Origin of the sequence: Sediminimonas qiaohouensis DSM 21189 (genome assembly GCF_000423645.1) — a bacterium.
Lineage (GTDB): Bacteria > Pseudomonadota > Alphaproteobacteria > Rhodobacterales > Rhodobacteraceae > Sediminimonas > Sediminimonas qiaohouensis.
Genome location: NZ_AUIJ01000008.1, coordinates 108,246 through 133,275 on the forward strand (window position 1 = coordinate 108,246; position 25,030 = coordinate 133,275).

A 25,030-nucleotide genomic window follows, 5' to 3' on the forward strand; every position below is an offset into this window, starting at 1 on the left:
CCATGGCCTTGACCATCGACCAGCTTACCGCGGCGCGTGACGCGCTCCTGGACGCCCGAGCTTCGGGCGTCCGGGAAGTGCGGGACCAGAACGGCGAGTCCATCACCTACAAGGGCGACCGTGAGATGGCTAACGCTTTGGCCGCGCTCGACCGCGAGATCGCCCAGGCGACGGGGCGGGCGGCACCGACAACCCTCCGATTCAGAACCTCGAAAGGAACCTGACATGAAGAACTATGTGCAACCTGGTGAGAACATCACCGTGACCGCAGAAGCCGCCGCGTCGTCTGGCGACGGCGTGAAGGTCGGAACCCTCTTCGGCATTGCCTCGGGTGACGCCGAGGTCGGCGACCCGCTGGTGCTGGTGACCGAAGGCGTGTTCGAGATGCCGAAAGTCGCGACCGATGACATCGCCGTCGGTGCCGCCGTCTACTGGCGCTCCAGCGACGGGCTGGTGACGACCACGGCGACCAGCAATACCAAAGTGGGCGTGGCGATCATGGCCGCTGGTAACCCGTCCAGCGCCGTCCGCGTCCGCTTGAACGGCACCTTCTGATCCGATGAACGCCCCGGCCACCATCACGTCCAACCTGCTGCGCCTTCACCGGGCGCGAGACAAGGTTGCGCGTCTGGTGGTGGCCGATGCGGTCTATGCGCCGATTTTCCAGCGCCTGGAAGCCGAGATCGCCGAGGCCGAGGCGGCGGAAGACGTTGTGGCGCGCGCTCGGGCCGTCGCTCAGAAGGCCAGCGGTGCAAGAATCTCCCGCTGATAGTCAAGCGTGGCCCCGTCACCATACTCTTCACGGGTGAGCCGGTGGCCCATCAAGTCCCGCCGAACCCGTTCGTCCACCTTGGCCGCAAGCAAGCGGTCTTCAAAAGCGTGTCGCAATGAGTAGAGAGAATGTCTGTCCGACTCCAAGAGCCCGTTTTCCCGAAGATACTTGTTCACCGCCCCGGACAAGCCCGCCTTGTCGCGGTATCGCGGAAAACCGTTCGGAAAGCCGCGCATGGCCTCAAGGCTCACGCCGGTCAGGGCGATCCTTCGGCGCGCGCGGCGGCTCTTGAGTTGCCGCCCGACCGGCTCAATGGAAATGTGGGGCACGTTGTCTTTCAAATGGATCGTCTCGGGCGTCAGGCTGGCAATCTCCGACGGCCTGCACCCGGTGTTGACCATGACCAGCACGATTGCGCGAGCTTCATCGTTCAACCCGTCCAGCGCCCCCGGCTTCAACAGATGATCCCGAATCCACGTCACCGAGAACGGCGGGCGTTTCTTGGCCTCGCCTTCTCTCAAGGACAGGTCGGACAGGGGCAGAACCAGCCCGAGGCGCTTCATGCGATTGACGGTCTTGAGCACGTCGCCCAGATGAATCAGGTCCTTGTTCGCACTGTTGGGCGTCAGGTCTTCATCGGCGATGCGGTCAATCCACCAGTCCCGGAAGGCCAGCATATCGTCGCCCGTGATCTGGGGCAGTGGCCTGTCGCCTACCACGTCCACGAAATTCTTAACGGCCTTGATCCTCGGGTTCTTCCATCGGCGAAGCTGGTCTTCGCTCTTGCCCAGGGTCTTGTCCTTGGTCAGTCCCCAATAGAGATCGAGTGCCCGAGTGACCGTGACCGGCGGCTCGGAGACACCGCCCAGGAGCGCCGCCGCCTCCACGGGGTTTGGTTCGCCCTTGTGTTCGGGCACGGCCTCGACACGCTCCAGAAGCTCGGCGACGGGCAGGGCTCCAACCTTGGCGGCGGGCAGGAAGCGGAAGCCCCGACGCTCGGCCAACTCCCGCGCCGCCTGGAAACGGCGTTCCGCGTCTTCGGTATCCCCGGCAAGGCGCGCTTCCCAGGCTTCGATAAGCTCCGCCCAGGCGGCTTCCGCCTTGAGCTTTGCCAGTTGCTCGGAGTCCGTGTGGAGGCTCTGGGAAACCAATTCACGCGGTTCTATGGGCGCGAACCTCTTCGGCACCCGGCGGCGCAAATGGTAGGTCTTCCCGATTTTCTTGAGTGCCATGACTACACCTCGGCGGCGGACGATGTAGCAAAAATGTGGACAAATAAGTGGTCAATTGTCAACTGCCTGTTTAGAGAGCAGTCGCCTAAGCGCCTGAAATTATTGAATTTAATACTCAAGCAGGGGAAGTTTTTTGGCGGAGAGAGAGGGATTCGAACCCTCGAGACGGTTTCCCGCCTACACACTTTCCAGGCGTGCGCCTTCGACCACTCGGCCACCTCTCCGTCGGGCGCGTTGTAGCGTTACACACAACCCGAATGCAAGACCCTGAAACCGCCGTGGCGGGGAATTGTATCCGGCGGCACAATCCAACATAATCAGGCTTCGCAAGGCGTTGCAGTCAGGACCATGGATCAGTGATGAACACCGACGACAGTTCTTCCCCGGAACAGATCGCCCCGGCGTCCCGGGACGCGCCGCCGCGGCTGGCGGACAGTCGTCGCTCGGACCCTTATCGCCTGCAAACCGGGGCTTTGGCGGTCATCGCCTTTGCCGTGGTGCTGTTCTTGCTGGTACAGGCACGTTTCCTGCTGATTTCGCTGGCTACGGCGATCGTGCTGTTTTCGCTGACCAGCGATGCGATCAACTCGATCGCGCGGCTGCGAATCGGGCCGGTGCGGGTGCCCAACTGGATCGCCAGCATCGTTGCGCTTTTGCTTATTTCCGCGGCACTTCTGACGCTGACGTCGATTATCCTGGCACAGATCAACACCGTTCTGACCACGACACTGGCTTATTCCGAAGAGGCGCCGGCGGCGATCGCGTCGCTGTTCGCCTGGGTCAACGAGGACGCCGAGCGCGCCGTTTTCAGCGCGGTCAGCACCCTGGATGTGTCGGGATACCTGCGCGCGCTGGCGGCGCAGGCCGGCAACCTGATGCAGGGCACGGTGCTGGTGATCCTGTTCGTCAGCTTCCTGTTCGCCGAACGCATCTGGTTTTCCACCAAGCTGGAAAACTTTTTTGGCAACACCGAGCAGGCCGAGAAGGTCTCGCAGATCGTCGGCTCGATCATTCACCGGGTGAACTACTACCTCCTGGTCAAAACCCTCGTCAGTGCGGTGACCGGCCTCATGGTCTACGGAGTTGCACGGTTCCTTGAACTGGACCTTGCCGGCGCATTGGGCATCCTGACCTTCGTGCTCAATTTCATCCCCAATGTCGGCTCGATCGTGGCGACGGTGCTGGTGGCGCTGGTGGCCTATGTGCAACTGGGCGAGCCCGGCGTAACCCTGATCGTGTTCCTGACGGTGGGCGCGATCCAGTTCGTCAACGGCAACCTGATCGATCCGATGCTGATGGGGCGGGCGCTCAGGCTGTCATCGTTCGGGATCATCATCAGCCTGGCGTTCTGGGCGGCGGTATGGGGTATTCCCGGCATGTTCCTGTCGGTGCCAATCATGGTGGCGATGATGATCGTGTGCAGCCACGTGCCCGCGCTGCGCCCGGTGGCGATCCTTTTGTCGCGCGAGGGGCTGCCCGAGCCCGATAGCGAGTTGCACAAGAAGGGCGTCCTGCATCAGCCGCCCCCCCACAAGGGCTAGGCCGCCCGTTCAGTCGTCCAGGTGCAGGTTCACGCGCCGGTTCTGGCGGCCTTTCTTTTCGATCTTACCGATCCGCACCCGCCCAATTTCGGATGTGCGGGCCACGTGGGTGCCGCCGCAGGGTTGCAGATCGACCTGGGTCTCGCCTTCGCCAATACGGATCAGGCGCACGCGACCTGCGCCCATGGGGGGTTTGACCGACATCGTCTTGACCATCTCGGGCCGCGCCTCAAGCTCGGCGTCGGTGATCCAGTCCTCGCTCACCGGCAGGTCGCGGTCGATGATCTCGTTCAGGCGAGCCTCGATCTCGGCCTTGTCGCCGGGGGCCTCGGGCATGTTGAAATCCAGCCGCCCTTTCTCCGCCCCGATGGAGCCGCCAGTCACCGGCAGCGGGATCACAACCGACAAAAGATGCAGCGCCGTGTGCACCCGCATGTGCCGATACCGCCGGTCCCAATCAAGGGTCTGCGTCACCTCGGCCCCGACAGCGGGCAGCGCGCCGGGCTCGGACGGGACAAGGACGACCTGCTCGGGCGTCTCGCCCTTGATGGCCGTTGCTATGGCGATCGAACCGCCGTCCCATTCCACCGTTCCGCTGTCGCCCGGCTGTCCGCCGCCGGTGGGGTAGAACACGCTCTGATCCAGGATCAGGCCACCTTCGGGCGTGTGCGCAACCACGCTGGCCGGTGTCTGTTTCATGTAGGTATCCTGTCGGTACAGAGGTGTCGTTGTCATGTCTCAGTCTCCTTTGAGGACCTCGGGATTGCGCAGCCAAACGTCGCGCTGTGCAAAGGGGATTTCGATGCCTTCCTCGGCGAACCGGGCCGCGATCTGGTGGTTCATTTCTGAGTGCACGTTCATCACCCAGTTCACATCGCGCAAGATCGCCCGGATCTCGAAATTCAGCGCATCCGCCCCAAAGCCCCGGAACAGGACGTATGGCGGCGGGTTCAGCGCGACCATCGGGTGCGCCTTGCCGATCTCAAGCAAGATCTCCTCGACCTTGTGCGTATCGCTGCCATAGGCCACGCCCACGGGCACGATTACCCGGCCGACCGTATTGCCACGGGTGTAGTTGGTGACCGTTCCGCTGATCAGGTCCGCGTTCGGCACGATGACATCGGTGCGATCGAACGTCTCGATCCGGGTCGAGCGGACCGAGATCGATTTGACATAGCCGTGCTGCCCTCCCACCTCGATCCAGTCGCCTTCGGAAATCGGCCGTTCGATCAGCAGGATGATCCCCGAGACGAAGTTCGACACGATATTCTGAAGGCCGAAACCGATACCAACCGACAGCGCCCCGGCCACGATCGCCAGCGACGACAGATCGATCCCCGCGGCCGTGATCGCGATCACGGCGGCCAGGAATATGCCAACATAGCCCATGCCGGCGACGATGGCGTTCTGCCCGCCCTGGTCTATCTTGGTCTTCGGCAGGACAGAGCCCCGCAACGCCCCCTGCATCATCCGCGTCAACACGTAGCCCATGGCAAACACCAGGGCGAATGTCAGGAAATCAGTAGGCGAAATGCGCGTATCGCCAATCACGAACCCTTCGCGGAATTGCGTCCATATCTCCAACAGCGAAGTCAGCCGCGCGCCCCAGACAAGCGCAACAACAGGCAGCGCCGCCAGCGTCAGGATGAACCCCACGATCACCGGCAGCAGGGCCTCGCCCGCGCCATCGTCGGTTTTCATCACCAGCGAATAAAGGTCAGTCACCAGCTGTTGCAGGATCAGCACCGCACCAAACAGGGCCAGGGTCAGGATCGAAGGATAAATCAGGGCAGTGGCCGCCGCGCCATACCCGGTCGCCGCCATCAGCGGCGCCGCATAGGCCACCAGGATCCCCAGCCGCGACAGCACCGAAATGATGCGCAGGCGGTAATTTTGCTCGATAGCGGTTTCCGAGGCCTCGGTATCCTCGCCGAACACCTCGCTGATCCCCAGCCGCAGGCCATGCGTCAGCCGGTATAGCAGCAGCGCGGACACAACAATGACAGGAAACCCCGCAACAGCGTCGGTTTCGGGGGTGAAATCGACGGCCTCCCCCACGCGTTCGATCACGTCCTGCACCACCAGCAGAACCGACAGCGCCTCGATGTTGAAGCGGATCCCCGCCCGGTATCCCTCGCCGATATTGACCGCGGCCTGCTTGTCCCCTTCGGGAAACAGCCGCCCGGCCAGCCACCACCCGATCAACAGCGTCGCACCCCAGCGTGACAGCCCGTCAACGATGACAGTGCTCCGCAACCCGATCAGGCCTGATGAGAACAGCGCCTCTTCCAGAACCACGATCCCCAGCAGCGGCAACACCACCTGCCCCAGAGAGATCAGGAATTCCCACACGCCACGCCCACGGTGCAGCTGGCGATGCGCCCGCTCGCCGATGCGCTTGGCCCAGGCCCGCCCCCGCAGCAGCAGCACGATCCCCACCAGCGCCAGCACCAGCGTCTTGGGTAGCTCGGATTTGACCGCGTCGCGCTGCACGGTGTTGCCCCATCCATTGGCCACTTCGCGGATCACCGCGCCCGACGCGCCCGACACCTGGGTCAGGGCGCCGGGCCAATGCACGGGGTTGAGCGGCGATGGCCCGCGCGACAGCAATTCGCGCGACTGGCGGTCGCGAATGATCCTGTCGATCTCGGACACCAGGCCATTGGCCCGCGCATAGGCTTCTTCGGCGGCGACAACCGGCGCGCGCAGTTTCTCAAGCTGCGCGTTCAGCTCCTTGCGGCGCTCGGCGATCTCGGCGGGTTCGCTTTCGCCCTCCCCCGGCGCGGGGCCAAGTGCATCGATCTGCTGCTTGATCGTATCAATGCGCGCCTTGTTGGCGTTCTGCGCATCCAAGAACACCTGCCGCCAATCGGCGATCTGTGCGCGCAGCGCCTCGAACGCCACGTTCGAGGCACGGCCCGCCTGTATCGCCTCTTCGGCGCGGTTGGCCGTTCGCGACCATTCCTCGTAATCGGGGCGCTGCTGGTCGGCCGCGCTGTTGGCTTCGGGCGGTGGCTGCAGCGGTTGTTGCGCAAGCGCAGGACCGGCCACCAACGCCAGCAACAGCCCGACCAGCGCCAGCGCGTGCCGCACCGCCCGGAAGGCCGCGGCGGGGCTCATCAGGCGTCCTCGAACACGGTCGGCAGTGCCGGTGCGTCCCGGTCCAGCCAATCGGGAACGGGCAGTTCCTTTTCGCGCAGGAACGCCGGGTTGAACAGCTTGGACTGATAGCGCGTGCCGTAATCGCATAGCACCGTCACGATGGTATGCCCCGGCCCCATGTCCCGCGCCATGCGGATCGCGCCCGCGACGTTGATCCCGGTCGATCCGCCCATGCAAAGCCCCTCTTCGGTCAGCAGGTCAAAGACCACCGGCAGGGCCTCTTCGTCGGGGACCTGGTAGGCGAAATCGGGCGTGAACCCCTCGAGGTTGGCGGTCACCCGCCCCTGCCCGATGCCTTCGGTGATCGAGCTGCCCTCGGACTTGAATTCGCCCGTGGTGTAATAGCTATAAAGCGCGGCCCCCATCGGGTCGGCCAGGCCGATCTTGACGCCCTTGGGCTGCAACGCCTGCGCCACACCGGCCAGCGTGCCACCCGACCCGACGGCGCAGATGAACCCGTCGACATGTCCATCCGTCTGCTGCCATATCTCGGGGCCGGTGGTTTCCACATGGGCCTGCCGGTTGGCCACGTTGTCAAACTGGTTGGCCCAGATCACGCCCTTCGGCTCGGACTCGGCCAGTTTCTCGGCCAGGCGCCCGGAATACCGGACGTAGTTGTTGGGGTTTTTGTAGGGCGCGGCGGGCACCTCGACCAACTCAGCCCCAGCCAGCCGGATCATGTCCTTCTTTTCCTGGCTCTGGGTTTCGGGAATCACGATCACCGTGCGAAACCCCATCGAAGAGCCAACCAGCGCCAGGCCGATCCCGGTATTGCCGGCGGTTCCCTCGACGATGGTGCCGCCTTGCCGCAGCACGCCCCGCTCAATCGCGTCGCGGATGATATACAGCGCCGCACGGTCCTTGACCGATTGGCCGGGATTGAGGAACTCGGCCTTGCCCAGAATCTCGCAGCCCGTCGCCACGCTCGCCTTGTTGAGCCGGATAAGCGGTGTGTGTCCTATGGCCTCGGCCAGATTGCCAGCGATGCGCATGTCGCGTCCCCCAATGATGTTCTTATTCAGGTTTAGGCGTCGTGCCGGGCGAACTCAAGACGCTGCGCGCAAGCGGTCGCGATGCCGCGCCAGCCAATGCGCGCACAGGACCAGCGGCGCCACCTTCAATTCCCGACCATCGGCCATGTCGATGAACCGCTGCGCAGGCAGGACATGGGTGCGGATATCCTCGGTCTCGCTGTCCAGCCCGCCAAGGCCCGCCGCGGCGCCGCCCAGATCGGCCAGCGCAACGAAAATGTGATAGAACTCCGACGAGGTGCCCGGCGTCGGATAGCCCCGGCAGACCACCTCGAGCTTATCGAGGTTCAGGCCCGCCTCCTCCTGCGCCTCGCGGCGGGCGGCCGCCTCGGGGGTTTCGCCCGCATCGACACGGCCCGCGACCGGCTCAAGCGTCCAGGGCGCGCAATCGCCGTGGGCATAGGGCCCCACGCGAAACTGCTCCAGCAGCAGCACCTGGTCGCGCACCGGATCGTAGGGCAGCACCAGCGACGCGTCGGTCGGTGCAAAGATCGCCCGCTTGACCACCGGGCTGTGGCCGCCGTCGAATTGCTTGAACGACAGGTGATATTCCTCGACCGCGAAGAAATCCGCATAGGGCCGCTCCAGCGCCTTGAGCTTCACATCGGCGCGGCGCATGCCGCTGAACGAGGCGGGCGCGCTGTTGGCTTGCGCGGCGATGAAGCTGGCGGCGCGGCCCTGTATCATCGGGTACATATGCGCCACCTGCGCGGCGCTGCGATGCCCGTAATAGCCCATGACCTCGGCCGCGGCGCGGGTGTTGATCGCGGCCCAACGCGCCGCCCATGCCTCAAGGTCGAACGCATCGCCGGGCTGCCACTGCCCCTCGGGCGGGAACCATGCGCGTGCCTCGCACGGCGCGCCGCCCCGGGTCACCGTGACCGGCGAGAGGGTATAGCCAAACCCCTCCTCGTAATAGGACAGCCGCGCGACATCCTGCGCCCCCAATCCCGATAGCAACAGCCCCTCGGCCCGCTGCCCCGGCGCCGCGCGCAGCAGTGGAAACGCCTGGCCCCTTGCCCAAACGGTTTCGAATTCAGGCAGGTGCGCCGCCTCAATGTCGGCCGCATCCACCGCCCGGCCCAGCAGGGTTTCAAGAAGCGGCACGTGCCGCAGCGTTCCGAACACGAAAACCATCATCACCGCCAGCGCCGATGCGCCAGCTCCGCGGCAACCCCCGCAACGACGCCGCCCGCCAGCAACGTCGCCGCGATATGCGGCGTCAGCACAAGCTGCACATGCTCGACGGCGATGCGCACCATGTCCTCAAGCCCCTCCACCGGCCCTCGATAGCGGCTGCGCAGCGCCACGCGCACCATGTCGTACCCGGCCTGCAGAATGATCGCCCAGAACACCATCGCCCCCATACCCGTCAGCCCGGTGCCCACCGCAACGCCGATGCCACGCCCCAAGCGTCGGCCAATCGTGACCCAGCCGCACAGCACGCCCAGACCCGCGTTGACCCAAGTGAAATACCCGAAATTCGTGCCCTCCGGCAGCAGCGGCTTGATCATCTCCGATACCGCCACGGCCAGCAGGGCCAGCAACAGGGCAGCAACGAGGCGGGCGGCAGTTGGCATCAATCGGGCCTTGCGATGGTAATCTGGGTTACATCGCAGTTACCGCTATGAAACGTCGCCGCGCAAGAGGTCAGGTAGAAATTCCACATTCGGCGGAACCGCTCGTCAAAGCCCATGTCGGCGATCCGCTCCCATTGATCGTTGAACGTGGCGTGCCAGCGCCTGAGCGTCTGGCTGTAGCTTTCGCCGAATTCCACCGAATGGGCAAAGCGTAGTCCCGCGTTCTCAACCTGCTGCAACAGCGCCGAACGCGCCGGAAGCATACCGCCGGGAAAGATGTATTTTTGTATGAAATCAACACCTTTGCGGTAAGTCTCCCACCGCTTTTCCTGCACTGTAATGATCTGGAGCGTGGCGCGCGCGCCGGGGCGCAGCCGCTCGCGCAGCGTGTCGAAATAGGTTGGCCAGTATTTCTCGCCCACCGCCTCGAACATCTCGATGCTGGCGATCCCGTCATAGCTGCCGCGCTCGTCGCGGTAGTCCTGTAGCTTGAACGTCACCTGCCCCGACAGCCCCGCCTTGGCGATGCGCGACACCGCGTAATCGTATTGCTCGCGGCTGATAGTCAGGCCGGTCACCTTCAGCCCCCGCTCGCGCGCGGCGTATTCCGCGAAACCACCCCAGCCGCAGCCGATTTCCAGCACATGATCGCCCGCCTGTGCGCCCATCTGATCGACCATCGATGCATATTTCGCCTCTTGCGCGCGATCGAGACTTTCCTGCCCCGTCTCGAACAGGGCGCTGGAATAGGTCATCGTGTCGTCCAGCCACAACTTGTAGAACTCGTTGCCCAGATCGTAGTGATAGCTGATATTGCGCCGCGCCTGCCGCTTGTTATTGGAGCGCAACCAATGGCGCATCCGCTCGAACGCCCGCACCAGCCCCTGGCCGGGGAACCCGTCATAGATGTCGTCGTTGTCGGCATGAACCAGGTCCATGAACGCCTGCAGGTCCGGCGTGGACCACCACCCGTCCACGTACCCTTCGCAAAATCCCAGGTCCCCCTCGCGCACCAGCCGGGCAAAGATATCTGGGTTATGCACGTGCAACTCGGCCACCGGGCCGGGATTGCGCCCCTCGGCCCTGAAGGTGCGGCCATCGGGCAGCACGATGTCCAGCCGCCCGTTTTCCATACCGCTGGCCATGTCAAACACGGCGGAAAAATAGCGTGGCAGCCCCTTTTGCTGCCGTGTCGTGGTCAGGATCATCCGCATACTCCCTTCAGCGGCTAAGGGCAGGCTAGGCCAAAACACCGTGCCCTGGCAATTCTATGTTGTTCGCGACGCATCAAAAGGCGCAGTGCTCGTAAGCGGCCAGCGCGCGGCGGCGCCCCTCGGCGGGGGTGACGACGGGATCGGGATAGGCATCGCCGGGCGACAGGGCCCAGCGGCGCGGGACCGCGTCGAAATAGGCCAGCGCGGTTTCAGGCGGGTCCGCCTGCCCCTCGGCCACCCAGCGGCGGACATAGCGGCGATCGGGGTCGAAGCGGTCCAACTGCGTAGCCGGGTTGAACACCCGGAAATAGGGCGCGGCATCGGGACCCGACCCCGCCGCCCATTGCCACCCCATCGCGTTCGACGCGGGGTCCCAATCGACGAGGCAATCGTCGAACCATTCCTGGCCGATGCGCCAATGCGTCATCAGGTGCTTGGTCAGGTAGGAGGCGACGATCATCCGACCCCGGTTGTGCATGCGCCCGGTCACGTACATCTCGCGCATCGCGGCATCGACCATCGGCACGCCCGTTCGCCCCTGCTGCCACGCCCGCACATGGGGGTGGGCGGCATTGCAGGTCCATGGAAACGCGTCCCACCCGCGATGCCAGTTGCGGTTCAGGATCTCCGGCGTGTGGTACATCAGGTGATAGGCGAACTCGCGCCAGACCAGCTCGCGCAGGAACGCCTCGGCGCCGGGTTTGCCTTGCTGGCGCGCATGTTGGCCGGCGTGCCAGCACTGCCGCGGGCTGATCTCGCCAAGGCTCAGGTACTCCGACAGGCCCGAGGTGCCGTCCTGCGCCAGCATATCGCGCATCTCGCCGTAGCGGCCCACGATCTCGGCCATGAAATGATGCAGCCGCGCCTGCGCCGCGCGTTCGCCCGCTGGGCGCGCATAGGCCTCCAGCACCGCCGCGCCGCGATCCATCGCGGCCCCCAGCGCCCAGTCATCCAACCGATCGCTGCGCGGCCAGGTATCCGGCGCGGGCACCCGCCCCGGCGCGGCAAGGGGGCTATCCACGTCGCGGGTGCGCACCGCCTTCCACATCGGCGTGAACACCTTGTAAAACCCGCCCGCCTTGGTCTCGACGCTCCACGGCTCGAACATCAGGTGTCCCTCGTATAAGCGCGCCTCGATCCCCTCCGCGCGCAGGGCCGACTTGACTGCGCTGTCGCGCGTGCGCGCCTCGGGGTCATAGAGCCGCGTCCAGTAGACCGCGCCCGCCCCGGTTTCGCGGATCACCTCGCGCAGAACGTCCAGCGCCGCACCGCGCCGCAGGATCAGACGGCTGCCCAACTCGCGCAGGGCCGCATCCAGCGCCGCAAGCCCCCGGTTGAGCCGCCACACGGGCGCCGCGCCCAGGCCCGAGGTCGCATCATCATGGACATACACCGCGATCACCGGCCCGCCGCGCGCGATGGCGGCGCTCAGGGCCGGATGATCCGACAGCCGCAGGTCGCGGCGATACCACAAAATCGTCGGGCTGTTGTCTGGCACGCTATCCTCAACTTGTCATGACGTGGAAAGGATACGCAGCGGCGCGGATGCCGGATCACTCGGCCCTAGAGGGTTTTCTCCAATGCCCCCAACAGCCTGTCGATCTCGGCCTTGCTGGTATAATGCACAAAGCTCAGGCGCAAAGCGCCACGCTCCGGGTCGACGCCCATCGCCTGCAGCGCGCGGCGTGCGTAGAAATCGCCGCCCCCCGCCATGATGCCATGCGGGGCCAGTTCCCTGGCGACCTCAAGCGCCGGACGCCCGACATCCACCGCCACCGTCGGCGCCCGCCCCTGCGCGCTGCGCGGGCCCAAGAGGCGCACCGTGTTGCGCGCCGCCAGCCAGTCCAGCAGCGGCTGCAGCAGTTCGGTCTCGTGGGCGCGCATCATCGTATGGACCCCGCCGGCCCGCGCCGCCGCATCGCCGGTGATCCCGTGGTGATCCGCCAACGCGTCGAAATAATCCGCCATCCCGGCGCTGGCGGCCACCTGCGCATGGTCCGGTCCGGCCGGCGTGAACCGCTTGTAAAGGGTATCGGCGTTGAAGAAATGCGCCTGGTTGGGCAGCATCTCGCCCAGGGTCTTGCGCATCACCATCAGGCCCTGGTGCGGCCCGTAGGTCTTGTAGGCCGAGAACAGGTAGATATCCGCCCCCATTTCCCCCACGTTGGGCAGGCCATGCGGGGCATACGACACCCCGTCGACGCAAACGAACGCGCCCGCCGCGTGGGCGGTGGCGGTGATCTCGACCACCGGGTTCACCTCGCCCACCACGTTCGAGCAATGCGGGAAGCAAACCAGCCGCACGTTTTCATCCAGCAGCTCGGCCAGGTCCTCGGGGTTCAGGTGCCCGGTCTCGGGATCGATCGCCCATTCGCGGATCTCGATCCCCTCATCGGCCAGGCGCCGCCACGGGCCGGTATTGGCCTCGTGGTCCTGGTTGGTAACCACGATCGCCTCGCCTGGCGACATCCACTGGCGGAACGCCTGGGCCAGAACATAGGCGTTCTGCGTCGTTGACGGGCCGAACGACAACTCGTCGGTCTTCACACCCAGCATCGCCGCCAGCCGCGCGCGCGCCTCGTCCATCTCCTCGCCGGCAAGCCGGCTGGCCTCGTAGGGGCCGTAGGGCTGCACCTTGCGGCTGCGGTAGAACCGGGTCAACCGGTCGATCACCGGCTGGCATGTGAAAGAACCGCCCGCGTTCTCGAAAAACGCCTGCCCCCGCAAGCTACTCTCAGCAAACGCGGGAAACTGCGCCCGCACGAAATCGGTGTCCAGTGTTGTCATCTCACTTCCCCTCGGATCAACTTTGCGCGCCACTGTTTCGGGGATCGGCGCACCCGTCAAGCAAGCCATTGCCGTGGAATGCAAAAGGGCTGAGGAACCGCGCATCGTTGGGGTGCAGATCGGCAAGCATGGCCTGTCGTCCTGCGCGGAATACAGGGCGAAGCCCGCCGCGCATCGCCGGGCCGCCCCCACCGGCACGGCGATTTGGCTGAAATAAAGTGCCCCGAACCAGCGGAGGATCGCCGCACCGCGGCCCGTCGATGCGCGGCTTCTCGACCGATCGGCCGACGTACGCTCAAAGCCATATGCGCCAACCTGCACCCTGACATGCAAAAGGCCCCGGCGACATGCCGGGGCCCCTGCCTTTTTCACCAATCCGCTGCGCGGGTCAGGTGTTGCGCTTTTCCGACATCAGCCCGGCCAGAATCGCCCAGCAGATGCACAGCAGGATGATCGTGAACGGCAAGCCCGTCGAGATCACCATCGCCTGCAGCGAACTGAGGCCGCCGCCGATCAACAGCGCGATCGCCACCAGGCCCTCGAACGTGCACCAGAACACACGCTGCGGCACCGGCGCGTCCACCTTGCCGCCCGCCGTGATCGTGTCGATCACGAGGCTGCCGGAGTCCGACGAGGTCACGAAGAACACGATCACCAGAATGATACCGATGGTCGAGGTGATCCCCGCCAGCGGCAGCGCCTCAAGCATCGCGAACAGCGAAAGCTCGGGGCTGTAGCTGTCGATCACGTTTGCCTTGACCGCGCTGCCGGCGGGATCCGCGATGACCTGCTCGATCGCGGCGCCACCGAAAACGGCCATCCAGAACACGCAAACCAGCGACGGGATGATCAGAACGCAGGTGATGAACTCGCGCACCGTGCGGCCACGGCTGACACGCGCGATGAACATGCCCACGAAGGGTGACCAGCTGATCCACCAGGCCCAGTAGAACGCCGTCCACCCCTGCATGTAGCCGGTATCCTCGCGCCCGAACGGATTGCTCAGCGGCACTACCTCCTGGACATAGGCCCCCAGCGCCGAGAAGAACCCGGTCAGGATGCCCACGGCCCCGGCGGTGAACAGCACGAACACCAGCAACGCAAGCGCGATCACCATGTTGATCTCGGACAGCACCTTGACGCCGCCATCCAGGCCGCGCAGCACCGAGACCAGCGCAATCGCGGTAATCCCGATGATCAGGATCACCTGCACCGTCACGGTGTTGGGGATGCCGTAGATATGGTTAAGCCCCGCATTCGCCTGTTGCGCCCCGATGCCCAGCGATGTCGCCAGGCCGAACAGCGTCGCGAACACCGCCAGCGTGTCGATGATGTGCCCGGTCCAGCCCCAGACGCGCTCGCCGAAGATCGGGTAGAACGCGCTGCGGATCGAAAGCGGCAGACCCTTGTTGTACGAGAACAGCGCCAGCGACAGCGCCACCACCGCGTAGATCGCCCAAGGGTGCAACGCCCAGTGATAGGACGTGGCCGCAAGGCCCATCCGGCTTGCCTCTGCCACGTTATCGGCGATGATCGTACCGTCTTCGGCGATCGGCGAGGCCGTGCCAAGCGGCTGTGATATGGCCATGTGGTAGACCGGCTCGAGCACGCCAAAGAACATCAGGCCGATGCCCATACCGGCCGCGAACAGCATCGCGAACCAGCCGGGATAGCCGTAATCCGGCGTCGCCTCGTTCCCGCCCAACCGGACCGAGCCCCAGGGGCTGACGATCAGGAACAGGCAAAACAGCACGAATATGTTCGCCGACAGCAGAAAGAACCAGTCGAAGGTACTGGTCAGGGCCGGGCGAAGCCAGCCGAAGAAATCCGCCGCCTGCGTCGGCGCGATCAGTGCATAGGCCACGAACGCGATGACAGTCAGCCCCGAGATCATGAACACCGGGTTGTGAATGTCAAAGCCGAACGGCCCGAGGCTCGATCGTATGTTGTCCTGACCGATCTGGTAATCGGTCTCGATGATGTCCGCCGCGCCCTCCGGCGCCGGGACACCCATATCTTCGTTTTCATCCGTCATTGAAAAATTCCCTGTACGCGTTTTCCGTTTTCCGTCCCATCACAGGTGCGATCAGCCCCGCACGACCATGACCGACGCCTTGGAATGCTCGGCGATCTTCCCGCCATTGGACGGCCAGACATAATCCAATATGTTGGGGACATGGCTGGCCATCACCACCAGGTCGGCGCCGACTTCGTCAATAGCCCTGAGCAGGGTGTCGTCGAGGTCGGTGGTGGGGTCGTGGGCATCCATGGCATGCGCAGTCCCCTTGATGCCGTGCTTTTCGGTCTGCTCGGAAACGAATTCCTCAAGCTTTCCCGCGTACTCCTTGGGGGTGTGCGCAACCGAGGACGGCTGCTCCGTGGTTACGCCCACATAGACCACCGGCACGTCGTAGTGACGCGCTAGATCAGCGCTACACTGCAAGGCGCGCTCCAGCTCGTCTTTATGCGCCAGATCGACCGGCGTCATGATTCTGGTGAACACTTTATTCCCTCCTTACTCGCGCGCGGGGGAATTATGCTTGCCGTCGCCGTTTGGGCGACAGTGCCCGCGCGTCTGGCCTTCCAAGGGGGCTCTGCGGCGGTTCCGCACAGCGTCCTCCTGTCACATCAGGTTAATCGCGTTCTGCGCAAGAAATCAAACAACTCCGACCTGCCAGAGGTCATTCACGGCATTAATCCGGTATATTCCGGTGCCTGCAAGCCCCTCGCGGCCTACAGGCACCGGAACCCGAATGCCGCGAAACGGGTCCGCGCCATACGATCAGGCGTTCACTTCGACCACGACACGCCCGCGCACCTGTCCCTTGAGGATGTCCTCGCCCAAGCCGGGCAGATCCGACAAGGTCGCCGGCTGTACCATTGCCTCTAGTTTGTCCATCGGCAGATCGCGCGCGATCCGTTGCCAGGCGCGCAAGCGGTTGTCATAGGGCTGCATGACCGAATCGATGCCCAGAAGGTTCACCCCCCGCAGCAGGAACGGCACCACCGTCGCCGGGAGCGAGGCACCGCCCGCCAAGCCCACCGCCGCGACCGATGCGCCATATTTCATCTGGCCCAGAACCCGGGCCAGCATCGCGCCGCCGACCGCATCGACACAGCCGGTCCATTCCTCGGATTCCAGCGGCCGTTTGACCGTCTCGGCCAGATCGGCGCGCGGCACGATCCGGCTCGCGCCCAGATCGCGCAGGTACGCCTCTTGCTCGGGGCGGCCTGTCACCGCGGCCACCTCGTGCCCCAGATGTGCCAGGATCGCGGTTGCCACGCTGCCAACGCCGCCCGCGGCCCCCGTCACCAGGACCGGACCATGCCCGGGCTGCAACCCGTGATCCTCCAGCGCCATCACCGCCAGCATCGCGGTGAACCCCGCCGTGCCCACCGCCATCGCCTGCCGGGTATCCAGGCCCTCGGGCAGCGGCACCAGCCAATCGGCCTTGACGCGTGCCTTTTGCGAATAGCCGCCCCAATGCGCCTCACCCACACGCCAGCCGGTCAGCACCACCTTGTCGCCCGGCTTGTAGCGGTCATCGTCGCTTTGCTCGACGGTGCCGGCGAAATCGATGCCGGGCACGTGCGGATAGTGCCGCACCAACCCGCCGCCGGGCCCAAGGCACAGGCCGTCCTTGTAGTTCACCGTCGAATATTCCACCGCGACGGTCACATCGGCATGGGGCAGATCATCCAGCCCGATCTGCTTTACCCCGGCATGGGTGTTCCCGTCGTCATCCTTTTCCACGATCAGCGCGTTGAACATGCGATGGCTCTCCTGTGTCTGATGGTTAAGCGGCCCCCTGAGGCATGCGGGCGGGCCGGCCCTTGGTAATTGGTGTCACGGCTTTCGCCCCCCGGCAAGGGTCACGCTGTCACGCCTCGCCTGCGGGCATCAGGAACAGATCGCTCACCGGCGCGCCCTGCCCTGCCGCGGTCAGCATCGCGTGGATCTGCCCGCGGTGATGGGTCTGGTGGTTGAACATGTGCACCACGAGGTGCCCCACGGGCGCGGAAACCTCGCCCCCCTTGGCGCCCGAATACCACCGCATCTCGCCGATCAGGTCGATACTGCGCAGATTGCCGGCCCACAGCGCCATCCGCCTGTCCATGCGCAGCCGCTCGGCCCACCACGCGTCCAGCGTCGGCGTCAGTGTCGCGCTTTCCGGCAGCTTCTGGTCGGGCGGCGAGCCGCCGTTGAACCGCGCCATCCACATCCTGTCGCCCCATAGCAGGTGATTGGCGGTTCCCAGCACCGAGCCAAAGAACGCCCCCCGTTCCTGCCATAGCGCATCATGGTCCAGCCCCTGCATCGCCTCGTACATCTGGGCGTTCTGCCACGCGTTGTAGCGCGCCATGGTCTGACAATAATCCGGTGTGATCATCCCCGTCATCCCGATCGAAACAGCGTCTTGCGGGGCAGTGTAATGCCACCCCGCGCCAATCTCAATCAAGGGAAGGCGAGTGTCCGCCACACCGGCTCCCCGTGCAGGGGGGATGGCATGAAGAGGTGTTTGACGAACGGAATCTTCAAAAGATTCCGTTCAAGAAAGTTTTGAACTTTCTTGGTCGTCGTCCATTGCGGGGCCCTTTTGCCGGGTGGCATTCGCTAGGTCCAGAACGCCTCGTGCACCACCGCATGCCGGGTGCCGTCCGGTGCGATCGCCTGCAACCGCGTGCCCGCGTCCCAGTGGGTGATGCGCACCATGCCGATCGCGACATTGGTGCCGAAATCCGGCGACCACGCCGCCGAGCTTATGCGCCCGGCGTGCCGCCCGTCCGACATCAGCGGCCAGTACTCGTCGCAAACCGGCACCGCCGACCCGTCGATGGAGATCGGGCGGATCTGCTGCACCGGCCCCTCCTTGGCCACCCTCAGCAGCGCATCGCGCCCGATGCAGCCAATCGCGCTTTGCGTGTTGCAAAATCGCCCCAGCCAGCATTCATGCGGCGTGTTGTCATCGGTCATGTCGTTGCCATAGGACAGCAGACCACCCTCGATCCGCTCGATCAGGTTCGGACCGCCCGCGTGCACATCCAGATCGGCACCCGCCTCCATCAGCGCATCCCAAAGCGGCATACCCATGTCGCTACCGTTGACGTAGATCTCGAATCCGCCCTGCTTGGAATAGCCCGAGCGCGCGACCACCATGTCGCGGCCCCGGAAATCGAAATGGCCGAACCGGAAGAACCGGATGCCCCGCACCGCGTCGCCAAACACCCGCGCCATCAACTCTTCGGCCTTTGGACCCTGCACCGCCAAGGGCGAGATGTCGGGCTCGTCCACCAGCACATCCAAGCGGTAGCCATACGCCAGCCCCTTGACCCAATACAAAAGGTCGCTGTCCGCGATCGAGATCCACCACCGATCCTCGGCCAGCTTGACCGCCACGGGATCGTTCAGCATGCCGCCGGTCTCGTCCACGATGGGCACGTAGTAACACTGCCCCGGCCGCATCTGCCGCAAATCGCGGGGCGTCAGCATCTGCATCAGGCGGCCCGCGTCGGGGCCACGGATCTCGACCTGCCGCTCGCAGGCCACATCCCACAGTTGCACCGCCTCCTTGAGGTGGCGATAATCCTCCTCGACCGAGCGGAAAACCGTTGGCAGCAGCATGTGATTATAGACCGTGTACGCCTTGACGCCGGCGCGCTCGACGCCTTGGGAAAACGGGGTGCGGCGCAGGCGCCGCGACGGTGAAATCGCTTTCCTCAACATCTTGGGGCAACTCCAGACAAATCTCACCCGGCCAGGCCCGATCGCCCGCCCCCTCTTCCTGCCACGCCAAGCGGCGCCATGCCCGCCCATGTGCGACCAATTCGCGCCTGATTTGACGCGCATCGGCTACCCAATTGCGCCCCCCCTTCACATCCGCCGCCTCCGCCCTTATCTATGGGGTGTCCTTCGGGACTATGGACATAAACGCGCTCGTAATAAGCGGATCGGACCCGGGGGCGGTACCCGGCGGCTCCACCATAAACCCTCATTTGGGGACCATGGGGCCGAAACAGGATCGACGAACGTCTAAAGGGGTTAGCTTTGTCCCGGTGAGGTACCACCGTTATCGGTCCGAAACGTACAGTTGCAAATGACAACCGTGCTCCGGTGGCCGTTGCTGCGTAAGCAGTAACCACACCGAAACTTAAGCCCAGTCCTCTAGCAAGGGCTGGCGGGGTTCGCAGGCACCTGGCAACAGAAGCCTGCACTTTCATGTTTTCCCGCACATTTTTTCCGCACAGAGTCACCGACAAGTTACACGCCGGGGTTAACCTGTGCGCATGCGGCGCAACTCGGCGAGGCGATGATGAGAAGGGCGGACATCCTGCGCGAGCGGTACTTGCGCGCATGGCAAAATGACGAGCCGGCCGCGATCGGGGATCTGTTTCACCCCGATGCCGCCGCCAGCGGGCTGGTGCCCGGCCTGCCCCTTGGGGCCGAGGAGTTCCGGCGTCTCATCGCCGCCATCCAGGACCTTGTCGAGCCACCGCGCATCACCATCGAGGAAACGGTCGAGCAAGGCGACTGGCTGGCCGGTTTCGCCTGCATGCACACCCGCCGCATCGACCGGCATCAGGATCTGAACGTGGGCGGCATGGTTGTTGCCCGGTTCGACGGCCCGGCAATCGTCGAGGCGTATAACAGCTTTGATTTCATTACCTTCTTCGAAGAGCTGGGCCTGCTTCCGGACGACACCGCCGCGCCGTGCCTGACAGGCAGGCGCCGGGCATGACCCCGCACCGCGCCGGTTCCGCACGGTGGATTTTCCCCCGAGCACCCTTTTGTTTTCCTCCGAATCCCCTATGATCGGATCAATCAAAGGGGGATGAAAACACCATGAGCCGCACCATCGAATACGGCAACCTCATGCATGGCGCGATGCGCGGGCTGATCCGCACCGTTTTATCCGATGTCGCCGCCAATGGCCTGCCGGGTGCGCACCACTTTTTCATCACCTTCGACACCACCCACCCCGATGCGCAACTGGCCGATTGGCTGCGCTCGCGTTACCCCGACGAGATGACCGTGGTGATCCAGAACTGGTTCGACGGGCTTGAAGTGACAGAGGACGGCTTTGCCATCACCCTCAATTTCGGCGACGCGCCCGAGCCGCTTTATATCCCGTTCGACGCGATCCGCACCTTCGTGGACCCCTCCGTCGAGTTCGGCTTGCGCTTTGAGTCGCACGAGGACGAGGACGAGGATGACACCCCCCCGCCCGGCGGCGACGATCACCCGTCTGAGGACACCGCCGAGGACGAAGAGCACGATGCCGAGGTCGTCAGCCTCGACAGTTTCCGCAAGTAACGGGCGGGCGGAGCATTCAGACGGTGCTTTGTTGATCTTTCCCGCAACTGCGGTATGACAGGGCCAACCGTTTTCAGGAGGCCCGATCATGACCCAAACCCGCACCGAAACCGATAGCTTTGGCCCCCTTGAGGTGCCCGCCGACAAGTATTGGGGCGCGCAAACGCAGCGTTCGCTCAAGAACTTCCCGATCGGCTGGGAGCGGCAGCCCATCGCCATCGTCCGGGCGCTTGGCGTCATCAAGCAAGCCTGCGCCGAGGCGAACAAGGCGCAGGGTACCCTGGATGCGCGCCTTGCCGACGCCATCATCACCGCCGCCTCGGAAGTGGTCGCAGGCACGCATGACGACAACTTCCCGCTGGTGGTGTGGCAGACCGGATCGGGCACCCAATCGAACATGAACGCCAACGAGGTGATCGCCAACCGCGCCATCGAAATCCTCGGCGGCCAGATCGGTAGCAAGGACCCCGTGCACCCCAACGATCACTGCAACATGGGGCAATCCAGCAACGATACCTTCCCCACCGCGATGCACATAGCAACCGCGATGACCGCGCGTGACGTGCTTTTGCCGGGGCTTGAGAAACTCCACGCCGCCCTTGACGCCAAGGTCAAGGAATTCGACGGCATCATCAAGATCGGCCGCACCCACACGCAAGATGCCACGCCCCTCACCCTGGCGCAGGAATTTTCCGGCTACACCCACCAGGTGGCGATGGGCATCGCGCGCATCCATGATGCGTTGGGCCGCATTTACGAGCTGGCGCAGGGCGGCACCGCCGTGGGCACCGGCCTGAACACGCGCGTGGGCTGGGCCGAAACGGTGGCCGCCAACATGGCGCGCATCACCGGCCTGCCCTTTGTCACCGCCCCCAACAAGTTCGAGGCGCTGGCCGCCCATGACGCAATGGTGGAAATCTCGGGCGCGCTCAAGACCAACGCCGCCTCGCTGTTCAAGATCGCCAACGACATCCGGCTTCTGGGTTCGGGCCCGCGCTGCGGGTTGGGGGAACTGATCCTGCCAGAGAACGAGCCCGGCTCGTCGATCATGCCCGGCAAGGTTAACCCGACGCAGTGCGAGGCGCTGACGCAGGTCTGCGCGCATGTCATGGGCAACGACGCCGCCGTCGGCTTTGCCGGCAGCCAGGGCCATTTCGAACTGAACGTATACAAGCCGATGATGGCCTACAACGTGTTGCAATCCATGCAACTTCTGGGCGACGCGGCCTCGGCCTTCACCGACAATTTGGTGGTCGGGTTGCAGGCGGACGAGGACCGCATCGGCAAGCTGCTGCACGAGTCGCTGATGCTGGTCACGGCGCTGGCGCCCGAGATCGGCTATGACAACGCAACCAAGGTGGCCAAGACCGCGCACCGCAACGGCACCACCCTCAAGGAAGAGGCGATCAAGCTGGGCTTCGTCGATGCCGAAACCTTCGAGCGCGTCGTGCGCCCCGAGCAGATGATCGGGCCCAAGGGATGAGCCAGCCGGTGAACCTCAACAAGGTTCGCAAGGCGCGGGCGCGGGCGGACAAACGCGCCCGCGCCGATCAAAACGCCGCCAGCCATGGCCGCACCAAGGCCGAAAAATCCCGCGACCGCGCCGAGGCCGCAAAGGCGCAGCGCCACCTCGATCAGCACCGCCGCGACACCACGCCCGAGGGCGAAGCATGAGCGCGCGGCCGGTCAAACGCTCGCTAACGCTGCGCGGCCACCGTACCAGCGTGTCGCTCGAGGATGAATTCTGGACCGCGTTCCGCCAGATCGCGGCGGAAAAGTCATTACCGATCAACGTATTGGCTGCCGAGATCGACGCGGCCCGCGCCCCCGACACCGGGCTGGCCTCGGCGATCCGGGTGTTCGTGCTGAGTCATTACCGCGCCCGCGCGGAGTGAGCCGCGCATCGACGGGCTGCGGCGCAAGCTGGCAGCGCCGGGCGGGGGGTTGAGGGCAATCCAAGGCGCCCTTCTTGTCCCCAAACAAAAGGGCATGCACCCGCCCGGGACGCTGCGCGCCCCGGGGTAAAGAGTTACTCGGTCGGCGCGATCGCGGCCCGGAACTCCCGCCATTCCCCCTTGCTCATGCCGGAGGTCTCTTGCGTCACCTCCTCACCATTGAGCATCCGCCGAATACAATCAAGGGCTGTGGACGACAGCGTCGCGCCGCCCAGGCGGTAGTCCTCGAACGCGCGGTAGGCGGCTGGCACCCAGTCGCGGACCATCTCGCAGATCACGTCGGCATAGGCGCGGATCTCGTATTGCGCGTGCGCATCGGCGCGCAGGCGCAGGAAATGCAGCAGGTTGTGCAGGTCGGTCTTCCAGTACCATTGCGTGTAGATGTTCGCCGGCAGGTTCATCCGCGCCAATTCGCGTGCCAGCCCGGCCTGCCCGTCTTGCGAGATCATCGTCTCGTAGCTGTCATAGGCGCGGCCTGCGTCCGTCTTGAGGATCTCAAGCACGCGCTCCGCCTCCGCCCCGGTCAGGGTGTCGCCTCGCCCCTGGTTGTTGGTGGTCGATTGCGCCGCTAGGTGCTCGGGCGCGGGGATATAAAACTCGCGGTCGAGGATCGAATAGCGCGCCGAGTATTCGTTCACGTTGGCGGTGCGGTGCCGGATCCATTGCCGCGCCACGAAGATCGGCAGCTTCACATGCAGCTTGATCTCGCACATCTCGAACGGCGTCGAATGCCAGTGCCGCATCAGGTAGCGGATCAGCCCCTCGTCGTTGCTAACGGATTTGGTGCCGCGCCCATAGCTCACGCGCGCGGCCTGGCAGATCGCCGCATCATCGCCCATGTAGTCGATCACCCGGACAAACCCGTGATCCAGCACCGGCTCGGCGGTATAAAGGCGCGCCTCAAGCCCCTCGGACACCGCGCGCAGCGTCTGCTGCGGATTACTGCGCTGGTCGTCGATTTCGGCTTGTTGTTCAGGGCTCAGCGGCATCGCGGTTTTCCTTTCGTGCTCGAGTCGCCGCAACTATAGCGCCCCGCCCCGCCATGCGCCACGCCCGCCTTGCGCCCGGGGGTAGACAGCACCGCCAATCCGCCTATCGTGTGCCCAAATCGCAATGAGAGGAGCCGCAACATGAAGATCCGCTATTTGCACACCATGGTCCGGGTCAAGGACCTTGAGAAAACGATGGCCTTCTTTTCCCTGCTCGGGCTTGAGGAAACCCGCCGCCACGATAGCGAACAGGGCCGCTTTTCGCTGATCTTCATGGCGCCGCCGGGGCAGCCCGAATGCCCGGTCGAGCTGACATGGAACTGGGACGGCGACGATGCCCTGCCCAGCGACAGCCGCCATTTCGGGCACCTCGCCTACGAGGTCGAGGATATCCACGCCATGTGCCAGCACCTGATGGATAACGGCGTGACCATCAACCGCCCCCCGCGCGACGGGCGCATGGCCTTTGTCCGCAGCCCCGACAACATCTCGGTCGAGTTGCTGCAAATGGGCGAGGCGCTTGAGCCGATCGAGCCATGGGTGAGCATGGAAAGCACTGGCCACTGGTAAGCGCGCACGCGCACGCGTGCCCTAATAAATATAGCGAATCTGGTCGGTCCAGTAGCGTTCGACCCGGCGCAGGGCATGGGTGATCTGTTCCATGCCCGCCATGTCCATCACGCCGCGATCTTCCAGGCCCGTGGCATGGCGGGCAAAGAGGGTCGACACCGCGGCACTGATGGCGCGGCCCTTGGCGGTTAGGCGCACCCGCACCGCGCGGCGGTCAATCTCGCAGCGCTGATGGTGCATATAGCCCGTCTCGACCAGCTTCTTGAGGTTGTAGCTGACGTTGCTGCCCTGGTAGTAGCCGCGCGACTTCAGCTCCCCCGCCGTCACCTCGTTCTCGCCGATATTGAACAGCAACAGCGCCTGAACCGCGTTGATGTCCAGGATGCCAAGGCGTTCGAACTCGTCCTTGATCACGTCCAGAAGCAGCCGGTGCAATCGCTCCACCAGCGTCAGCGCCTCCAGGTATCCGGTCATGAACCCGGCGCTTTCCTGCTGGGGAACTGTGCTGTGCATGCTCATTGAAACCTCCGTCTGTTGCAGCTCGGGACAGAGGATGTCGGCAAATACCGAAAAATCCGTTAAACGCTATCGTAAATCTTGCCGGTTTAGCGGCCCGCGTCGACGGAGGCGCGGATTTCCCCCACGATCGCGTCGAAATCGCCGGGCGGCGCGGCCTGCCCGGTGACCCATTGATAAAGGTCCTGATCGTTTTGTTCGAGCAGCGCCTCGTACGCGTCCAGCGCCCGCGCATCCATCGCGCCCAGCGCCTCGTCGGCAAAGCGCGACAGGATGATATCCATTTCCTTAATGCCCCGCCGCATCGAGCGCATTTTCAACCGCTTGAGCCGCGTCTCGCGCGGCTCACCGGCCTCGGCATCTCTTGCC

At 64.6% G+C, this 25,030-nt stretch carries 27 protein-coding genes, 1 tRNA gene and 1 other RNA gene; 11 read left to right on the plus strand and 18 right to left on the minus strand.

The annotated features are described in order from the left end of the window. Nucleotides 1-2 precede the first annotated feature (2 nt). Genes G568_RS0108895 through G568_RS0108905 form a run of 3 tightly spaced genes read left to right on the plus strand, consistent with a single transcriptional unit; the run spans nucleotide 3 to nucleotide 769 of the window. Nucleotides 3-224 carry a phage head-tail joining protein gene (locus G568_RS0108895; RefSeq protein ID WP_037373913.1) on the plus strand — a complete coding sequence of 74 codons (222 nt, stop codon included), beginning with the start codon at nucleotides 3-5 and terminating at the stop codon, nucleotides 222-224. A gap of 1 nt (nucleotide 225) precedes the next feature. Then, the gene (locus tag G568_RS0108900; protein WP_026757692.1) at nucleotides 226-555 is read left to right on the plus strand and encodes a DUF2190 family protein; all 330 of its coding nucleotides are present in this window, start codon (nucleotides 226-228) and stop codon (nucleotides 553-555) included. A 4-nt stretch (nucleotides 556-559) separates the two neighbouring features. Then, complete coding sequence (locus G568_RS0108905; RefSeq protein ID WP_026757693.1) at nucleotides 560-769, plus strand: hypothetical protein; 210 nt, start codon at nucleotides 560-562, stop codon at nucleotides 767-769. Here G568_RS0108905 and G568_RS0108910 read toward each other — a convergent pair. Then, nucleotides 736-2,004 carry a DUF6538 domain-containing protein gene (locus tag G568_RS0108910; RefSeq protein ID WP_026757694.1) on the minus strand — a complete coding sequence of 423 codons (1,269 nt, stop codon included), beginning with the start codon at nucleotides 2,002-2,004 and terminating at the stop codon, nucleotides 736-738. The genes G568_RS0108905 and G568_RS0108910 overlap by 34 nt on opposite strands. A gap of 134 nt (nucleotides 2,005-2,138) precedes the next feature. Beyond that, nucleotides 2,139-2,228 (minus strand) — tRNA-Ser (locus G568_RS0108915). Nucleotides 2,229-2,363: 135 nt separating this feature from the next. Here G568_RS0108915 and G568_RS18600 point away from each other — a divergent pair. After that, a complete protein-coding gene (locus G568_RS18600) occupies nucleotides 2,364-3,545 on the plus strand; it encodes an AI-2E family transporter (protein ID WP_084627371.1) in 1,182 nt (393 codons plus the stop codon). A 9-nt stretch (nucleotides 3,546-3,554) separates the two neighbouring features. On the opposite strand, the gene G568_RS20250 is transcribed toward G568_RS18600, so the two are convergent. The 13 genes from G568_RS20250 to G568_RS0108990 all read right to left on the minus strand — a co-directional run bounded on the left by G568_RS20250 (nucleotide 3,555) and on the right by G568_RS0108990 (nucleotide 19,044). Beyond that, nucleotides 3,555-4,280, minus strand: coding sequence for an alanyl-tRNA editing protein (locus G568_RS20250; RefSeq protein WP_026757695.1), 726 nt, complete (start codon nucleotides 4,278-4,280; stop codon nucleotides 3,555-3,557). A gap of 3 nt (nucleotides 4,281-4,283) precedes the next feature. Further along, nucleotides 4,284-6,665 carry a DUF3772 domain-containing protein gene (locus G568_RS18605; protein WP_051202887.1) on the minus strand — a complete coding sequence of 794 codons (2,382 nt, stop codon included), beginning with the start codon at nucleotides 6,663-6,665 and terminating at the stop codon, nucleotides 4,284-4,286. Continuing rightward, nucleotides 6,665-7,699, minus strand: coding sequence for a cysteine synthase A (locus tag G568_RS0108935; protein WP_026757696.1), 1,035 nt, complete (start codon nucleotides 7,697-7,699; stop codon nucleotides 6,665-6,667). Before G568_RS0108935 ends, G568_RS18605 begins: the two co-directional genes overlap by 1 nt. A gap of 54 nt (nucleotides 7,700-7,753) precedes the next feature. Then, the gene (locus tag G568_RS0108940; RefSeq protein WP_037373915.1) at nucleotides 7,754-8,878 is read right to left on the minus strand and encodes an NUDIX domain-containing protein; all 1,125 of its coding nucleotides are present in this window, start codon (nucleotides 8,876-8,878) and stop codon (nucleotides 7,754-7,756) included. After that, complete coding sequence (locus tag G568_RS0108945; protein ID WP_026757698.1) at nucleotides 8,878-9,318, minus strand: TrgA family protein; 441 nt, start codon at nucleotides 9,316-9,318, stop codon at nucleotides 8,878-8,880. Before G568_RS0108945 ends, G568_RS0108940 begins: the two co-directional genes overlap by 1 nt. Next, the gene (locus G568_RS0108950) at nucleotides 9,318-10,526 is read right to left on the minus strand and encodes an SAM-dependent methyltransferase (protein ID WP_026757699.1); all 1,209 of its coding nucleotides are present in this window, start codon (nucleotides 10,524-10,526) and stop codon (nucleotides 9,318-9,320) included. Before G568_RS0108950 ends, G568_RS0108945 begins: the two co-directional genes overlap by 1 nt. 79 nt (nucleotides 10,527-10,605) lie before the next feature. Next, the gene (locus tag G568_RS0108955) at nucleotides 10,606-12,030 is read right to left on the minus strand and encodes a cryptochrome/photolyase family protein (protein ID WP_026757700.1); all 1,425 of its coding nucleotides are present in this window, start codon (nucleotides 12,028-12,030) and stop codon (nucleotides 10,606-10,608) included. 65 nt (nucleotides 12,031-12,095) lie between these two features. Next, nucleotides 12,096-13,319, minus strand: a complete 1,224-nt coding sequence (locus G568_RS0108960; protein WP_026757701.1) for an aminotransferase class V-fold PLP-dependent enzyme — start codon at nucleotides 13,317-13,319, stop codon at nucleotides 12,096-12,098. 388 nt (nucleotides 13,320-13,707) lie between these two features. Then, a complete protein-coding gene (locus G568_RS0108970) occupies nucleotides 13,708-15,354 on the minus strand; it encodes a BCCT family transporter (protein ID WP_026757703.1) in 1,647 nt (548 codons plus the stop codon). Between the two features lie 51 nt (nucleotides 15,355-15,405). Further along, nucleotides 15,406-15,822 (minus strand): universal stress protein, encoded by a 417-nt coding sequence (locus tag G568_RS0108975; protein WP_026757704.1) that lies wholly within the window; start codon nucleotides 15,820-15,822, stop codon nucleotides 15,406-15,408. A 279-nt stretch (nucleotides 15,823-16,101) separates the two neighbouring features. Continuing rightward, a complete protein-coding gene (acuI, locus tag G568_RS0108980; RefSeq protein ID WP_026757705.1) occupies nucleotides 16,102-17,091 on the minus strand; it encodes an acryloyl-CoA reductase in 990 nt (329 codons plus the stop codon). Between the two features lie 109 nt (nucleotides 17,092-17,200). Continuing rightward, entirely contained in the window at nucleotides 17,201-17,710 is a 510-nt protein-coding gene (locus tag G568_RS0108985; RefSeq protein WP_026757706.1) for a DinB family protein, read from the minus strand. A 224-nt stretch (nucleotides 17,711-17,934) separates the two neighbouring features. Beyond that, a complete protein-coding gene (locus tag G568_RS0108990; RefSeq protein ID WP_026757707.1) occupies nucleotides 17,935-19,044 on the minus strand; it encodes a dimethylsulfoniopropionate demethylase in 1,110 nt (369 codons plus the stop codon). Nucleotides 19,045-19,186: 142 nt separating this feature from the next. On the opposite strand from G568_RS0108990, the gene ssrA reads away from it, so the two are divergent. The 6 genes from ssrA to G568_RS0109015 all read left to right on the plus strand — a co-directional run bounded on the left by ssrA (nucleotide 19,187) and on the right by G568_RS0109015 (nucleotide 22,526). Next, nucleotides 19,187-19,533: a transfer-messenger RNA gene (gene ssrA / locus G568_RS19920) on the plus strand. 97 nt (nucleotides 19,534-19,630) lie between these two features. Further along, entirely contained in the window at nucleotides 19,631-20,056 is a 426-nt protein-coding gene (locus G568_RS0108995) for a nuclear transport factor 2 family protein (RefSeq protein ID WP_026757708.1), read from the plus strand. 104 nt (nucleotides 20,057-20,160) lie between these two features. Then, nucleotides 20,161-20,631, plus strand: coding sequence for an SspB family protein (locus G568_RS0109000; protein WP_026757709.1), 471 nt, complete (start codon nucleotides 20,161-20,163; stop codon nucleotides 20,629-20,631). Between the two features lie 88 nt (nucleotides 20,632-20,719). Then, entirely contained in the window at nucleotides 20,720-22,114 is a 1,395-nt protein-coding gene (fumC, locus tag G568_RS0109005) for a class II fumarate hydratase (RefSeq protein ID WP_026757710.1), read from the plus strand. Continuing rightward, on the plus strand, nucleotides 22,111-22,305 hold the full coding sequence (locus tag G568_RS0109010) for a DUF4169 family protein (RefSeq protein ID WP_026757711.1): 195 nt from the start codon (nucleotides 22,111-22,113) through the stop codon (nucleotides 22,303-22,305). The genes fumC and G568_RS0109010 overlap by 4 nt, the downstream gene beginning before the upstream one ends. After that, nucleotides 22,302-22,526, plus strand: coding sequence for a ribbon-helix-helix domain-containing protein (locus G568_RS0109015; protein ID WP_026757712.1), 225 nt, complete (start codon nucleotides 22,302-22,304; stop codon nucleotides 22,524-22,526). Before G568_RS0109010 ends, G568_RS0109015 begins: the two co-directional genes overlap by 4 nt. A 134-nt stretch (nucleotides 22,527-22,660) precedes the next feature. Here G568_RS0109015 and thyX read toward each other — a convergent pair whose 3' ends face one another. Then, nucleotides 22,661-23,575 (minus strand): FAD-dependent thymidylate synthase, encoded by a 915-nt coding sequence (gene thyX, locus G568_RS0109020; protein WP_026757713.1) that lies wholly within the window; start codon nucleotides 23,573-23,575, stop codon nucleotides 22,661-22,663. A gap of 141 nt (nucleotides 23,576-23,716) precedes the next feature. Here thyX and G568_RS0109025 point away from each other — a divergent pair, with 141 nt between their 5' ends. Next, complete coding sequence (locus G568_RS0109025) at nucleotides 23,717-24,145, plus strand: VOC family protein (protein ID WP_026757714.1); 429 nt, start codon at nucleotides 23,717-23,719, stop codon at nucleotides 24,143-24,145. Nucleotides 24,146-24,166: 21 nt separating this feature from the next. On the opposite strand, the gene G568_RS0109030 is transcribed toward G568_RS0109025, so the two are convergent. After that, a complete protein-coding gene (locus G568_RS0109030; protein ID WP_026757715.1) occupies nucleotides 24,167-24,664 on the minus strand; it encodes a MarR family winged helix-turn-helix transcriptional regulator in 498 nt (165 codons plus the stop codon). Nucleotides 24,665-24,750: 86 nt separating this feature from the next. Next, nucleotides 24,751-24,975 carry a succinate dehydrogenase assembly factor 2 gene (locus G568_RS18610; protein WP_051202894.1) on the minus strand — a complete coding sequence of 75 codons (225 nt, stop codon included), beginning with the start codon at nucleotides 24,973-24,975 and terminating at the stop codon, nucleotides 24,751-24,753. Nucleotides 24,976-25,030: the final 55 nt, after the last annotated feature.

Bases quoted from the DNA above. Each gene is read 5' to 3' on its own strand.
- G568_RS0108895 (WP_037373913.1), top strand. From the start codon at position 3: ATGGCCTTGACCATCGACCAGCTTACCGCGGCGCGTGACGCGCTCCTG.
- G568_RS0108900 (WP_026757692.1), top strand. From the start codon at position 226: ATGAAGAACTATGTGCAACCTGGTGAGAACATCACCGTGACCGCAGAA.
- G568_RS0108905 (WP_026757693.1), top strand. From the start codon at position 560: ATGAACGCCCCGGCCACCATCACGTCCAACCTGCTGCGCCTTCACCGG.
- G568_RS0108910 (WP_026757694.1), bottom strand. From the start codon at position 2,004: ATGGCACTCAAGAAAATCGGGAAGACCTACCATTTGCGCCGCCGGGTG.
- G568_RS18600 (WP_084627371.1), top strand. From the start codon at position 2,364: ATGAACACCGACGACAGTTCTTCCCCGGAACAGATCGCCCCGGCGTCC.
- G568_RS20250 (WP_026757695.1), bottom strand. From the start codon at position 4,280: ATGACAACGACACCTCTGTACCGACAGGATACCTACATGAAACAGACA.
- G568_RS18605 (WP_051202887.1), bottom strand. From the start codon at position 6,665: ATGAGCCCCGCCGCGGCCTTCCGGGCGGTGCGGCACGCGCTGGCGCTG.
- G568_RS0108935 (WP_026757696.1), bottom strand. From the start codon at position 7,699: ATGCGCATCGCTGGCAATCTGGCCGAGGCCATAGGACACACACCGCTT.
- G568_RS0108940 (WP_037373915.1), bottom strand. From the start codon at position 8,878: ATGATGGTTTTCGTGTTCGGAACGCTGCGGCACGTGCCGCTTCTTGAA.
- G568_RS0108945 (WP_026757698.1), bottom strand. From the start codon at position 9,318: ATGCCAACTGCCGCCCGCCTCGTTGCTGCCCTGTTGCTGGCCCTGCTG.
- G568_RS0108950 (WP_026757699.1), bottom strand. From the start codon at position 10,526: ATGATCCTGACCACGACACGGCAGCAAAAGGGGCTGCCACGCTATTTT.
- G568_RS0108960 (WP_026757701.1), bottom strand. From the start codon at position 13,319: ATGACAACACTGGACACCGATTTCGTGCGGGCGCAGTTTCCCGCGTTT.
- G568_RS0108970 (WP_026757703.1), bottom strand. From the start codon at position 15,354: ATGACGGATGAAAACGAAGATATGGGTGTCCCGGCGCCGGAGGGCGCG.
- acuI (WP_026757705.1), bottom strand. From the start codon at position 17,091: ATGTTCAACGCGCTGATCGTGGAAAAGGATGACGACGGGAACACCCAT.
- G568_RS0108985 (WP_026757706.1), bottom strand. From the start codon at position 17,710: ATGATCACACCGGATTATTGTCAGACCATGGCGCGCTACAACGCGTGG.
- G568_RS0108990 (WP_026757707.1), bottom strand. From the start codon at position 19,044: ATGTTGAGGAAAGCGATTTCACCGTCGCGGCGCCTGCGCCGCACCCCG.
- G568_RS0108995 (WP_026757708.1), top strand. From the start codon at position 19,631: ATGAGAAGGGCGGACATCCTGCGCGAGCGGTACTTGCGCGCATGGCAA.
- G568_RS0109000 (WP_026757709.1), top strand. From the start codon at position 20,161: ATGAGCCGCACCATCGAATACGGCAACCTCATGCATGGCGCGATGCGC.
- fumC (WP_026757710.1), top strand. From the start codon at position 20,720: ATGACCCAAACCCGCACCGAAACCGATAGCTTTGGCCCCCTTGAGGTG.
- G568_RS0109010 (WP_026757711.1), top strand. From the start codon at position 22,111: ATGAGCCAGCCGGTGAACCTCAACAAGGTTCGCAAGGCGCGGGCGCGG.
- G568_RS0109015 (WP_026757712.1), top strand. From the start codon at position 22,302: ATGAGCGCGCGGCCGGTCAAACGCTCGCTAACGCTGCGCGGCCACCGT.
- thyX (WP_026757713.1), bottom strand. From the start codon at position 23,575: ATGCCGCTGAGCCCTGAACAACAAGCCGAAATCGACGACCAGCGCAGT.
- G568_RS0109025 (WP_026757714.1), top strand. From the start codon at position 23,717: ATGAAGATCCGCTATTTGCACACCATGGTCCGGGTCAAGGACCTTGAG.
- G568_RS0109030 (WP_026757715.1), bottom strand. From the start codon at position 24,664: ATGAGCATGCACAGCACAGTTCCCCAGCAGGAAAGCGCCGGGTTCATG.
- G568_RS18610 (WP_051202894.1), bottom strand. From the start codon at position 24,975: ATGCGCTCGATGCGGCGGGGCATTAAGGAAATGGATATCATCCTGTCG.